The 13,257-nt window shown below is 57.7% G+C and carries 9 protein-coding genes; all 9 read left to right on the plus strand.

From position 1 onward, the window contains the following. Window positions 1–3: 3 nt before the first annotated feature. Entirely contained in the window at window positions 4–1,428 is a 1,425-nt protein-coding gene (locus AAAX75_RS03605) for an ATP-binding protein (protein WP_349091123.1), read from the plus strand. Between the two features lie 195 nt (window positions 1,429–1,623). Continuing rightward, window positions 1,624–2,280 carry a Wzz/FepE/Etk N-terminal domain-containing protein gene (locus AAAX75_RS03610; RefSeq protein ID WP_349091124.1) on the plus strand — a complete coding sequence of 219 codons (657 nt, stop codon included), beginning with the start codon at window positions 1,624–1,626 and terminating at the stop codon, window positions 2,278–2,280. A 2-nt stretch (window positions 2,281–2,282) separates the two neighbouring features. Further along, window positions 2,283–3,020 carry a CpsD/CapB family tyrosine-protein kinase gene (locus AAAX75_RS03615; protein WP_055309657.1) on the plus strand — a complete coding sequence of 246 codons (738 nt, stop codon included), beginning with the start codon at window positions 2,283–2,285 and terminating at the stop codon, window positions 3,018–3,020. A gap of 17 nt (window positions 3,021–3,037) precedes the next feature. Further along, window positions 3,038–3,688, plus strand: coding sequence for a CpsB/CapC family capsule biosynthesis tyrosine phosphatase (locus AAAX75_RS03620; protein WP_022094060.1), 651 nt, complete (start codon window positions 3,038–3,040; stop codon window positions 3,686–3,688). 39 nt (window positions 3,689–3,727) lie between these two features. Beyond that, window positions 3,728–4,228: a GNAT family N-acetyltransferase gene (locus tag AAAX75_RS03625; RefSeq protein ID WP_349091125.1), complete on the plus strand. Its 501-nt coding sequence runs from the start codon at window positions 3,728–3,730 to the stop codon at window positions 4,226–4,228. 201 nt (window positions 4,229–4,429) lie between these two features. Continuing rightward, a complete protein-coding gene (gene htpG / locus AAAX75_RS03630) occupies window positions 4,430–6,454 on the plus strand; it encodes a molecular chaperone HtpG (RefSeq protein WP_349091126.1) in 2,025 nt (674 codons plus the stop codon). A gap of 491 nt (window positions 6,455–6,945) precedes the next feature. Next, complete coding sequence (locus tag AAAX75_RS03635) at window positions 6,946–9,711, plus strand: YhgE/Pip domain-containing protein (RefSeq protein WP_349091127.1); 2,766 nt, start codon at window positions 6,946–6,948, stop codon at window positions 9,709–9,711. Beyond that, a complete protein-coding gene (locus AAAX75_RS03640) occupies window positions 9,712–11,901 on the plus strand; it encodes a YhgE/Pip domain-containing protein (protein WP_349091128.1) in 2,190 nt (729 codons plus the stop codon). It begins immediately after the preceding gene. A 339-nt stretch (window positions 11,902–12,240) separates the two neighbouring features. After that, a complete protein-coding gene (locus tag AAAX75_RS03645) occupies window positions 12,241–13,224 on the plus strand; it encodes a DMT family transporter (protein WP_349091129.1) in 984 nt (327 codons plus the stop codon). Window positions 13,225–13,257: the final 33 nt, after the last annotated feature.

Genomic DNA, 13,257 nt, shown 5'->3' on the forward strand with positions numbered 1-13,257 from the left:
CCCGTGGTCTTTACCCCCCAGGGAAAACATACGCTGTCGCACCGCGTTTTTGTGACGATCTTTGTCTGTGCCATGGCGGTTATCGTGGCGTTTACGGTGCTGGGTGCGTTCTTTGTGCAAAACACCTTGGCGGATGCCACGAGTGCCAATCTGGCGCAGGAAACCGAGCTCATTGCTGCCGCCCTCGACGAGCAGCAGGAGCCCATCCCGTTCTTGCGTAGCCTCGATCGCGAGGACTTGCGCATCACGCTGATTAACAAGGATGGATCGGTTGCCTACGACAACGAGGCGTCGCCTTCTACACTGCCCAACCATGGCGATCGCCCCGAGGTCATCGAGGCCTTTAAGAGTGGTTTGGGTTCCGCGGAGCGCGCAAGCTCTACGCTCGACGAGATTATGCTGTATCGCGCCGTCGCCCTTGATAACGGCCAGGTTGTCCGCTTGGCGCAGGCCCAGCCTGGCGTTGCGGCGATTTTGCTGTCGATGGTGGCGCCGATGCTGCTTATCGCGGCAGCGGGTGCGGTACTCTCGTTTTTTATGGCGCGCCGCGAGTCCCGTGCCATCATCGCGCCGTTGCAAGAGGTGGATTTGGACCACCCACGCCGTAGCTATGAGCACGCCTATGCCGAGATGGTTCCCATGCTTGAGCGTATCGAGTCGCAGCGCCAGGAGCTCAAGCGCCAAATGGCGGTGCTAGCGGACAACGACCGTATGCGCCGCGAGTTCACGGCGAATATCACTCATGAGCTCAAGACGCCGCTTACGGCGATTTCGGGCTATGCCGAGCTCATCGCAAACGGCATGGTCGAGGGCGAGGACGACCTGCGCAACTTTGGCGGTCGCATCTATCGTGAGGCGGGCCGTTTGGCGGCGCTTGTCAACGACATCCTTACGCTGTCTAACTTGGACGAGGCCGAGCGTGCAACTGAGGGCGAGGCGGTGCCCATTGGGTCCACGGAGCCTATTGAGCTCTCGCGTGCCATCTACGCGGTTGAGCAGCGTCTTGAACAGGTCGCCCGTCAGGCGAATGTGACGATCAGTCATGAGACCAAGCCTGTGGTCATCGAAGGCGTGTCGCGCTTGATCGACGAGCTCATCTATAATCTGGCAAGCAACGCCATCCGCTACAATCGACCCGGCGGTACGGTTACGCTGCAGTGCGGCACCAACGACGAAGGCCATCCGTTCCTCGCGGTCGCCGACACGGGAATCGGTATCGCGCCTGAAGAACAGGGCAAGGTATTTGAGCGGTTCTATCGCGTGGACAAGAGTAGGTCCAAGGCACGCGGCGGAACCGGTCTGGGGCTTGCCATTGTCAAGCATGCGGCCCTGTATCATCACGCCACGCTCGATCTGTCGAGCGAGTTGGGCGTGGGAACCACCATTACGGTGACGTTTCCCATACAGCAGGACGAGCCATTCGCATAGCGATGCAACATAGATATTGATGTAGACGCCGCATTTGACTTTCGGGTGCGGCGTTGTTGTGCAATTTTACGATTGCTTCCGACATTTTTACAGGAGAGCCTGTTTCTTATGTATAGAGTTTGGCCTCGGTAAAAAGATGCGATAACATACGAACAGTTTTGTCAATCCGAACTGGGGAAATGAAAGGCAAGCTGCATGACCCTTCTCGAACTGTTCCAGCTGCTCAAAAAGCACCTTAAGCTGGTTATCACCCTTCCGGTGGTCTGCGCGATCGCCATGGGCATCGTGTCCTTCGTTGCGATGGACAACACCTACACCGCGACGACGAGCATGTACATTCTCGCCAAAACCGACGATAGTGGTCAGATGAGCTACAACGATCTCTCGGCGAGCCAGATGCTTTCCAACGATATCGCCACGCTGCTGGATAGCGATAGCGTTAAGAGCGGTGCTGCCAATGAGCTGGGCCTTGCTGACCTGGATGACTACAAGGTGTCTGTTTCCTCCGAGACCACCACGCGTGTCATTACGCTTTCGGTTACCGGCACCGATGCCAAGGAGACGGCTAAGGTCGCAAAGGCCATGGCCAGCTCGGTGAGCACGGTCGCTCAGAACGTCGGCGCTGCCCAGAGCATCAACGTTATCGACGAGGCTAAGACTCCCGAAGTCCCCAGCGGCCCCAAGCGCACGCTGTACGTTGCTGTCGCGTTCCTCGCCGGTATCTTTATCGCAGTTGCCTATGTCGTTTTGGCAGACATGCTCAATACCCGCATCCGCGGTGCCGAAGAGGCAGAAGAGCTCCTGGGCATTCCCGTTGTTGGCCGAATTCCGGCTATGAAAGGTGGTAAATAGGCATGGCTAAGGCAAAGAACACCGATAAGCTCGTTGTACAGAATGCCGCCAAGACCCTTCTGGCCAACATCCGCTTTGCGAGCGTGGACGACCCCATTCGCACCATCACCGTTACCTCCTCGATTCCCAACGAGGGCAAGTCTACGGTTTCCATCAACCTTGCCCAGGCTATCGCCACGAGCGGCAAGTCCGTGCTCCTGGTCGAGGCCGATATGCGCCGCAGGTCCCTTTCCGATATGCTCGGCGTTCGTTCGCGCGGCGGACTCTATGCGGTCCTTTCCGAGCAGATCTCCATTGACCAGGCAATTGTCGAGACGGGTCAGAAGAACTTCTACTTCCTCGATGCCGAGCCGCATATTCCCAATCCTGCCGACATCATCGTCTCTCACCGCTTTGCCAAGCTGGTAAAGGCACTGTCTGCCAAGTTCCAGTACGTCATCTTCGACGCTCCTCCGGTAGGCACCTTCATCGATGCTGCCGAGATCGCAAGTCTGACCGACGGCACGCTGTTCGTGGTGCGCGAGGACTTCACCAAGCGCGAGGAGGCACTCAACGCTATCGGCCAGCTTAAGAAGTCCGAAAAGGTCAAGCTCATCGGTACCGTTATGAACTACTGCGAGACCGAGACCAGCGAGTACTACTACTCCTACTACACCAAGGACGGTAAGAAGGTGAAGAAGGGCTCCGACGATCAGGGGACTTCCAAAAAGGGCATCTTCACCAACCGAGCAAACGTTTAGTTGATTAAGGCTGACCTATGCGTGACATTCATTGCCATATCTTGCCGGGTGTAGACGACGGCGCCGCCGATCTCGATGAGAGCTTGGCGATGCTCGAGGCTGCCAAGCGGGCCGGTGTAACCAGAATCGTTTGCACTCCTCACTGCCGTGATCCCTATTTTGATTACGACAAGATGTGGGATGCCTTTGAGCTGCTGCGTGATAACGCTGACGGTTTTCCGCTCCAGATGGGCTTCGAGGTCAACCATCGAAAGCTCGTTGAGCTTGGTATCGATGCCGCGGAGCACTTGCATTTCGATGGAACCAACGAGTTTCTGCTCGAGCTTTCGACGCATGCCGATGCGTATGCGTTTAGAGAGTACGAGAACACGATTTACGATTTGCAGTGCCGTGGCTACCAGGTGATCATCGCTCATCCTGAGCGCTATCGTGCGGTTCAAAAGGATGTAAGCGTGGCGGAGCGCCTGGTCGATATGGGCTGCAAACTGCAGGCTTCGGCGGACTTTATTGCTGGCGGTCGCTTTGGTCGCGAGAAAAAGCCGGCACAGCGCCTGTTCGATCAGAACCTGTACAGCTTCATCGCGAGCGATGCCCATAACGTGGGTCATTACGACTGCCTGGCGAAGGCTCGTGCGAAGTTTAGCGTGCGCGGAGCTCATTTTCGCTAAAATCGGTCCCTAACGTTCGCATTGAATGAAAGGGCAGCCATGGATATCCAACTTAAGACAGGATGCTTTGATGACGCGGCGTTGGTGCGCCGCGTCGTTTTTATGGACGAGCAGGGCTACGAGAATGAGTTCGACGCTATCGACGAGGATCCGAACTGCATTCATGTGACGCTCTATGTAGACGGCGAGCTCGCCGGCTGCTCGCGCGTGTTTCCCGAGGAGCTGGAGCGCGCGGCAGATGCGGAAGCCCCGGTGTCGCCGGCATGTGACATGGACGAAGACGTTGCGGCGGGGGAGACCTACATTATGGGGCGCGTCGCCGTGCTGCCGGTCATGCGTCGTCGCGGACTGGCGAGTGTGATCGTCGAGGCCAGCGCTGCGTGTGCACGCGATGCCGGCGCTAAACTTATTAAGCTGCATGCGCAGGAATACGTGTTGCCGCTCTATGCAAAGGCGGGCTACACGCAAATTGCCCCGGTAGACTACGAAGACGAGGGACAGCCCCATGTCTGGATGGCCAAGCGCGTTGATGGCAGATAGGGACGTTCCTTTTCTGCCGGCAGTTGGGGCACTCCTTGGCAATTGGCGCATCAGAGCGCTCTGACATACAGTTTTTCGATTCCGTATGTATATATGCGCGCTAATGGGTTATAAAATCTAAGTCTGAACATAGCAGGTCTGCGATGCGGCTCGGGCAACCGGGCCGTTTTTGCGGACGGGGGTAGCGCGAAAGGACTGCACATGCGTCAATTTAAGACCGAGAGCAAAAAACTGCTCGACCTTATGATCAACTCCATCTACACCAATAAGGAAATCTTCCTGCGCGAGCTTATCTCTAACGCGAGCGACGCCGTCGACAAGCTCAACTTTAAGAGCCTGCAGGACCCGAGTGTCAAGCTCGACCAGGGCGACCTGGCTATTCGCGTCTCCTTTGATAAAGACGCCCGCACCATTACCATCTCGGATAACGGCATTGGCATGACCGCCGAGGAGCTCGAGCGCAACCTGGGCACCATCGCCCATTCCGGCTCCGAGGAGTTTAAGACCGAGAACGCCGAGCAGCAGGGCTCCGATGTGGACATCATCGGTCAGTTTGGCGTGGGCTTCTACTCGGCCTTTATGGTCGCCAGCCATGTGAAGGTCGTGAGCCGCGCCTATGGCGAGGATACCGCCCACGTTTGGGAGTCCGACGGTCTTGAGGGTTACACCATCGAGGATGGCGAGCGTGCCGAGCACGGTACCGATGTCATTCTGACGCTGCGTGAGAACGAGAAGCTCGACGCCGACGGCGAGGCCGAGACCTACGATCGCTTCCTGACCGAGTGGGGCCTCAAGAGCCTGATTCAGCAGTACAGCAACTATGTGCGCTACCCGATTCAGATGATGGTGAGCAAGAGCCGCCAGAAACCCAAGCCCGAGGACGCCGGCGATGATTACAAGCCCGAGTACGAGGACTACCAGGAGCTCGAGACCATCAACTCCATGACGCCAATCTGGAAGAAGCGCAGCTCCGACGTTGAACAGAAGGATTACAACGAGTTCTACAAGTCCACGTTCCACGACTTTGACGATCCGGCGCGCACCATCAGCTTCCATGCTGAGGGCACGCTCGAGTATGACGCCCTGCTGTTTGTGCCGGGCCGCGCGCCGTTCGATCTGTACAGTAAGGACTACGAGAAGGGCCTGGCGCTCTACAGCTCCAACGTTCTGATCATGGAGAAGTGCGACGACCTGCTGCCCGACTACTACAACTTTGTCCGCGGTGTCGTGGATTCCGCCGACGTGTCGCTCAACATCTCGCGCGAGACGCTGCAGCAGAACCGTCAGCTCAAGGCCATCGCCAAGCGTGTGGAAAAGAAGATCACCGCCGACCTTGAGGATATGCGTGACAACGACCGCGAGGCCTACGAGAAGTTCTTTGAGAACTTTGGCCGCGGTCTTAAGTACGGCATCTACTCGAGCTATGGCATGAAGGCCGATGAGCTCGCCGACCTGCTGCTGTTCTGGTCTGCCAAGGAGCAGAAGATGATTACCCTGGCCGAGTATGCCAAGGGCATGCCCGAGGATCAGAAGGCCATTTACTACGCCGCCGGCGACTCGCGTGAGCGCTTGGCCAAGATGCCCGTGGTAAAGGGCGTGCTCGACCGCGGCTATGACGTGCTGCTGCTGACGCAGGATGTGGATGAGTTCACGTTCCAGGCCATGCGTGAGTACGTTGCCGCCGATATGCCCAAGATCTACGAGGACGATGCTGCCCGCGAGGCTGCCGAGAAGGCCGTTGCCGACGGTGCTGAGCCCGAGGTCGAGGATCGTCACTTGGAGCTCAAGAACGTCGCGACCGGTGATCTTGACCTGGCGACCGAGGACGAGAAGAAGGAGGCCGAGGACGCCACCAAGGAGAACGAGGACCTCGTTAGCGCCATGAAGGAGGCGCTCGGCGACAAGGTCGAGAAGGTCGCCGTCTCTGCGCGCCTGACCGATGCTCCCGCGTGCATCACCACCGAGGGTCCGCTTTCGCTCGAGATGGAGAAGGTGCTCCAGAAGGGTCCCGAGGGCGCGCCCGATGGTATGCCCAAGAGCCAGCGCGTGCTCGAGCTCAACGCCAAGCACCCGGTCTTTGCCAAGCTCGTCGCTGCCCAGAAGGCGGGCGACACCGACAAGATCAAGCAGTACTCCGGTCTGCTCTATGACCAAGCCCTGCTGGTCGAGGGCATTTTGCCCGAGGACCCCGTGGCCTTCGCGGCAGCTGTTTGTAACTTGATGTAGTTAGCAAGTTACGCGGTTCTACGAACCGCGTAACGGCTCGACGCTGCCCTCAGTTCCGCCGTTCTAACGAACGGCGGACCAGTCGACGCTGCGCGGGCGCCAGAGCGACAACTTGTCATTCAAAGAGGACGGCATGACCAGAAGGTCTATGCCGTCCTCTTTTCATGCCAATTTGTTCGCTCTGGCGCCCGCTCGCTGGCATTGCCAAAACATCGACGTTGCCGTGGTCCTAAGTAGTCATTGGGGACGTTTTTGTTTGACTAGTCGTTTAAGAACGTCCCCGATGACTATTTGAATTGCTAATTTGTGCGGGTTGTGGTTTTGTGACCTGCTGAAATTTAAGATACTGTACAACTGTACGTTAATTTGTCTTCGTAGTATATTGCTACCCGCAAAACTCAATACCATTGTGCTCTGAGACGCTAAAGCGCCTACGTACAATGGTTGTCGATAGTACGATTCGATTTAACGACAGGATGGATGGTCCAAGCGTGAGTCTCGGCAGCAAACTATCCAATGCAAAGGTGTCCTTTGCGATATTTAAGCGCGACATTAAGCGACTGCTTGTGAACCCCGTCGCCTTGGTGGTTACCCTTGGCGTGTGCGTTATTCCCTCGCTGTATGCCTGGTACAACATCGTGGCCAACTGGGATCCGTACGGAAACACCCAGGGTATCAAGATTGCCATCGCCAACAACGATCGGGGCACCCAAAACGACTTGGTGGGCGAGCTCAACGCGGGCGACCAGGTTGTCGATCAGCTCAAGGAGAACGATCAGCTGGGCTGGACCTTCGTCGATTCGGCGTCCGATGCCAAGGAGGGCGTCGAGAGCGGCGAGTACTATGCCGCTATCGTGATTCCCAAGAACTTCTCGGATAACCTGGTTTCGATGCTCGACGGCAACTACCATCAGCCCAAGCTCACGTACTACGTCAATGAGAAGAAGAGCGCCATTGCGCCCAAGGTTACCGATACCGGTGCAAACACCATCGAGGAGCAGATCAACTCGGAATTTGTCTCTACGGTAGGCAAGACTGTTGCCGGTATCGCCAAGGATGCCGGTGTCGATTTAAAGGACAAGGCAACCCAGACTCAGGACTCGCTGGCAAGTTCGGTGTCCGAGGCGTCCGACACCTTGGGCGAGGTGCGCGATTCGATTGGCGATATGAATGCCGCCATCGATAAGACGAGTGGCGCTATCGCCTCGGCTGATGCGGCACTTGCCGGCTTGCAAGGCCAGGCACCGTCGCTGACGCAGGCGATCTCCCAGGGCAACGACCTGCTGAGCGAAGCTCGCACCGCGGCGGGCAACTCCATCACCTCGCTCTCCAAGGCGCTCTCGGAAGGCAGCCTTGCGCTCACCAAGACGTCGGCCTCTGCGAACGCTGCCATCGGCAAGCTGACGGGCGCGGTCACATCTACGACCACCCGTATCGACAACTCGCTCGAGTCTCTTCAAGCGACGATCGACCACAATAAGGCCGTTATCGGGCACTTGGAGATTCTCGCCAATGACACGTCGACAGGTTCCGAGGAAATTGACGCGCGCATTGTATCGACCATCGATTTGCTTCGAGAGCAGAATGAAAAGCTTCAGAGCATCAAGGACGGTCTGTCCGCGCAGTCGAGCGCCATGGCGAATGACGCAGCGGCTGTTTCGGGTGCCAGTGACGCTATCAATAACGCAATTCATACCGGTGCGACCAACCTTGGCCAAGCCCAGACGGACTTGGGCCAAAACGCGCTGCCGAAGGCCTCGAGCGCGCTCGACTCTTTTGCTGCCGTTTCGGGCGACCTGACCGGTATCGTCTCGGGTATGACACCTACACTTGCAAGCGCGCGCGGTACGCTTTCGCAGCTTAACGCTACGCTCGGCCAGGCCAAGACCACGCTGTCCCAGACCGATTCCTCGCTTGCCAAGGTCCAGGACAAGCTCGCAACCGCCGCCAACGACATCGCGGCGCTACAGACCTCCGAGTCCATGGGCGAGCTGGCCGACCTGATGGGCGTCGACGTCAATGACGTCGCAGACTTCATGGCATCTCCGGTTGAGCTCGCGTCCAAGTCGATCTATCCGGTTAAGAGCTTCGGCTCGGGCATTGCCCCGTTCTATACCAACCTGGCGCTTTGGGTGGGCGGCTACGTGCTTATCGCCATCTACAAGCTCGAGGTCGATCGCGAAGGCGTCGGCAGCTTTACCGCGCGTCAGGGCTACTTTGGCCGCTGGTTGCTCCTGGTGATCCTGGGCGCGTTGCAGGCCATCATCGTTACGGTAGGCGATCTGGTGATTGGCGTGCAGTGCGTCAGCCCGCTGCTGTTCGTGCTGGGCGGCATCGCCATCTCGTTCACCTACGTCAATATCATCTATGCGCTGTCCACCACGTTTAAGCATATCGGCAAGGCTATCGGCGTCATTCTCGTCATCGTGCAGATCCCGGGTTCGTCGGGCATGTACCCCATCGAGATGATGCCCGGCTTCTTCCAGTGGCTGCACCCGCTGCTGCCCTTTACCTACGGCATCAATCTGCTGCGCGAGACGGTCGGCGGCATGTATTCGTTCAACTACCTGTTTAACCTGTGCATTCTGGGCGTGTTCTTGATCGTGGCGCTCTTTATCGGCCTGCAGCTGCGTCCGCTGCTGCTCAACCTTAACCTGCTCTTTGATAAACAGCTCTCCACGACCGGTATGATGATTTGCGAGTCCAACGACCTGCCGCGCCAGCGCTACTCGCTGCGCACGGCCATGCGCGTCATGCTCGATTCCGATTCGTACCGTCGCGAACTGCTCGATCATGCGGTCGCCTTTGAACATCGCTACCCGTACTACATCAAGGGCGGTTTTGCCGCCGTGGTGGGCGTTCAGGTCCTGCTCTTTGTCCTGTCGACGGTTCTCGATATCGACAATAACGGCAAGATCATCCTGCTTGTCATTTGGATCATCTCGGTTATTGCCATCTGCGGCTGGCTTATCAATATCGAATATATCCGAGCGAGCCTCAATACCCAGATGCGCATCTCGGCGCTTTCGGATGAGGACCTGCGTCGCGAGATGCGCGAACACACGGCCGCCATTCCTGCCGCCCGCCACATGTTTGGCCTCAACGCCAGCGAGCGTGGTGCCAAGGGCGGCGATCAGTCCACGGGCCGCTTGCCGCATATCGGCTCGCACCATAAATCTCAGGGCAGCGACAGCACAGCCACAAATGATGGAGATACCACCGCGCTTGGCAAGCACTCCAAAGGAGGTGAGGCATAAATGAAGAACATCCTGCATCTGTTTAAGCGCGATGTCCAAAACGTGTCTCGCTCCGTGATCGGCTTGGTTGTCGTGATGGGCCTCATTATCGTACCGTGTCTGTACGCGTGGTTTAACATCGCCGGCAGCTGGGATCCGTACGGCAACACCGGCAATCTTAAGATCGCCGTGGTCAACACCGATGAGGGTTACGAGAGCGATTTGATCCCCGTCGAGGTTAACGTGGGCGAAAACGTGACCGCCACCCTACGCGGCAACGAGAGCTTCGATTGGGTTGTGCTCAACAATCGCGAAAAGGCTATCGAGGGCGTTAAGTCGGGCGCTTACTATGCGGCCGTCGTAATCCCCAAGAGCTTTAGCTCCGACATGATGACGCTTTTCTCGACCGACGTGAAACACGCCGATATCGAGTTTTACGAGAACCAGAAGGCCAACGCCATTGCGCAGATCGTGACCGAGAAGGGTTCGAGTGCCGTTCAGAGCCAGGTTAACGAAACTTTTACCGAGACCATTACGAGCATCGGTCTTAAGACGGTGTCCAGCCTGCTCGATTACATGAGCACCGACCAGGTCAGCAACTTTATTGCCAACCTGTCCTCGACGCTCGGCGATTCGGTCCAGGACCTGCAGGACGTTCAGGCCAGCGCAACGTCGCTTGCGGGCATTTTGAGCTCCACGTCCGATTCGCTGACGTCGGCGAGCGGTATGCTCAAACAGTCCGGATCGACCGAGGAGTCGGTGAAGCAGCTCATGCAGCATGCCGAGAGCGGTATTGCCGATTCCGAGCAAGCGCTCAAGTCCGCCAGCGATGCGATCGATGCCGCTATTGATGGGAGCGCGGGTTCGTTCGATAACGTTTCTACCGAGCTCGCAAAGGCATTCGACGCTGCAAACCAGCATGTCGATCTTACGGTGTCTCAGCTCAAAGACGGCGCAGCGTCACTCAAGAAACGTGCCGACGAGATTGATGACACGGCGGATAAGCTCCGTAGTCTTGCTGGCCAGGTGAGTAACGACAAGGTCAAGGCAGGGCTTGAGGACGCGGCTGCTGAGCTTGACAAAACCGCGACGGAGTACCGCAATAATGCCAATGAGCTGACGAACATCGCGACGTCGCTCACGAAGAGTATGGCAGAGGTTAACAAGTCGCGTGCCGAGGTCGATCAGGCAATCGCGGATGCCAAGGCTGGTATCTCGGGCGCCAAGTCCGACTACGATTCCACGTTTTCGGTTAAGGCCAAGGAGCTCAAGAAGACCGTCTCGGGGGTTCTGGATTCACTGAACAGCATCTCGGACGACCTGGATAGCGCCGTAGACGGCCTGACCGACGCATCTGGTTCGCTGGCAAAGGGCCTCTCTAAGGCCGCAAAGCTGGTCAACAAGGCTTCTGATCAGTTGGGTGAGGCATCGGACAAGATCAGCGCGTTTAAGGACGAGCTTGACGGTGCCCTTATGTCGGACGATCTGGCCACGATCAAGACAATGATCGGCAACGACCCCGAGGGTTTGGCCGCGTCGCTTTCCGGCCCCGTCGCACTCGATCGCAAGCCGGTCTATCCGATCCGCAACTACGGTTCGGCCATGGCACCGTTCTACACGATTCTGTCGCTCTGGGTGGGCTCGATTGTGCTAGCAGCCATGATGAAGGTCTCGGTTGACGATGAGCTTATCAACGAGCTCATCCCCGTGCGCCTGCACGAGATCTACCTGGGCCGCTACCTGTTCTTTGGCGGTCTGGCCCTGCTGCAGGCAACGCTCGTGTGTGCGGGCGACATCCTGTTCTTTGGCATCCAGTGCGACAACCCGTTGCAGTTTGTACTGGCGGGCTGGGTCGCGAGTCTCGTGTTCTCCAATATCGTCTACACGCTTACGGTTTCGTTTGGCGATATCGGCAAGGCGCTCGCTGTCGTGCTGTTGGTTATGCAGGTCGGTGGTTCGGGCGGCACGTTCCCCATCGAGATGACCGGCCCCGTGTTCCAGGCGATCTATCCGTTCCTGCCGTTCACCCACGGCATCAACGCCATGCATGCCGCCATGGCCGGTGCCTACCATATGGAGTACTGGATTGAGCTGGGCATTCTGGCGAGTTATCTGATTCCGTCGCTGGCCTTGGGTGTGGTCTTCCGCCGCCCAGTCATCAAAGCCAACGACTGGATCATCGAAAAGCTGGAGAGTACTAAATTAATCTAGCGCAACAATGTGAACGCTGATGCTGCGGCAATGTCAGCGAGCGAGCCGCATTTGCGCCAAGGTGACGTGAAATGAAAGGGCGCTGACCTTCTGGTCGCGCCCTTGAAATTGAACGTCAGATTGGCGTGAATGCGGCTCGCGCAGCGTCGGCCGGTCCGCCGTTTGGTAGAACGGCGGAACAAAACGCTTTAGTGGGCTGGATTGCGATGCAACGCTGGTTGTTGCTACAGTAGCGGGGCGTGCCGGGGGTCCGGTGCGCTCCGTTTTTATTTGACCATGAGGCGGCACGCAGCCATACGCGTGCGGACACCACGCCCAGATTGAGTGTGAGGATGTTCCATGGCCCAATACGCTGCCAACGAAATCGAGAATATGCCCGATAGCCCTGTAGCCCGCGAAGACCTAGGTGCCGGCGGTACCTCTCGCGGTGCCGGTGCGCGCTCGCCGCTGTTCTGGAAGGTCTTGCTGCTTTCGGTGGCGGTCATCTGGGGCTATTCCTTCACCACCATGAAGGATGCGCTCGATACCATTCCGGTGTTCGAGTTGCTCTACATTCGTTTTCTTCCGGCGTCGTTGGTCATGCTTGCCATCTTCCACGAGCGCATTGTTGCCCATTTCAACGCTCGAAACCTGATTGTTGGACTTGGCATGGGCGCGCTCATGTGGGGTGCCTACGGTTTGCAGACGATCGGCCTGGCACAGACCACGGCAGGCAAGAGTGCATTTTTGACGGGCACGTACTGCATCTTGGTTCCGTTTGCGAGCTACGTTCTAAGCGGCGAAAAGCTTACCCGTTACAACTTGGGCGCCGCGTTGCTGTGCCTGGCGGGCATTGGTCTGGTGGCGCTCGATAGCGTCGAGTTCAATGTCGGCGATGTCATCACACTGGGCGGTGCGGTCTTCTTTGCCATCCAGATGGCGGTGACCGCCAAGTATGGCCGCAAGATGGACATCAACGTCATCACGTTTTGGATGTTTGTGGGCAACGGCGTGCTGAGCCTGATCTCGTCGCTGCTATTCGAGACCCAAGCGCCGCTGTCCGTTTGGACGCCGAGCTTTATCAGTGTGATGGCGTTTCTCTCGGTGGGCTGCACATGTGTGGCTCTGCTCATCCAAAACGTCGGCCTGGCGCATGTCCCGGCCTCGACGGGCTCGCTGCTCCTTTCGATGGAGTCGCCTTCGGGTGTGCTGTTCTCGGTGCTGCTGATGGGGGAGGCGCTCACCTCGCGCCTGCTCGCCGGCTTCGCGCTCATCTTTCTTTCGATTATCTTGAGCGAGACGCATTTCGATTTTTTGCGTCGAAAGCCGCGCCCGCAATTGTAAACAATTTGTTGCGCCGCCTCCCGGGGCGGCATT

This window comes from Collinsella sp. CLA-ER-H7, from assembly GCF_040092345.1.
GTDB lineage: Bacteria > Actinomycetota > Coriobacteriia > Coriobacteriales > Coriobacteriaceae > Collinsella.

Bases quoted from the DNA above. Each gene is read 5' to 3' on its own strand.
- AAAX75_RS03610 (WP_349091124.1), top strand. From the start codon at position 1,624: ATGACCCTTCTCGAACTGTTCCAGCTGCTCAAAAAGCACCTTAAGCTG.
- AAAX75_RS03615 (WP_055309657.1), top strand. From the start codon at position 2,283: ATGGCTAAGGCAAAGAACACCGATAAGCTCGTTGTACAGAATGCCGCC.
- AAAX75_RS03620 (WP_022094060.1), top strand. From the start codon at position 3,038: ATGCGTGACATTCATTGCCATATCTTGCCGGGTGTAGACGACGGCGCC.
- AAAX75_RS03625 (WP_349091125.1), top strand. From the start codon at position 3,728: ATGGATATCCAACTTAAGACAGGATGCTTTGATGACGCGGCGTTGGTG.
- htpG (WP_349091126.1), top strand. From the start codon at position 4,430: ATGCGTCAATTTAAGACCGAGAGCAAAAAACTGCTCGACCTTATGATC.
- AAAX75_RS03640 (WP_349091128.1), top strand. From the start codon at position 9,712: ATGAAGAACATCCTGCATCTGTTTAAGCGCGATGTCCAAAACGTGTCT.
- AAAX75_RS03645 (WP_349091129.1), top strand. From the start codon at position 12,241: ATGGCCCAATACGCTGCCAACGAAATCGAGAATATGCCCGATAGCCCT.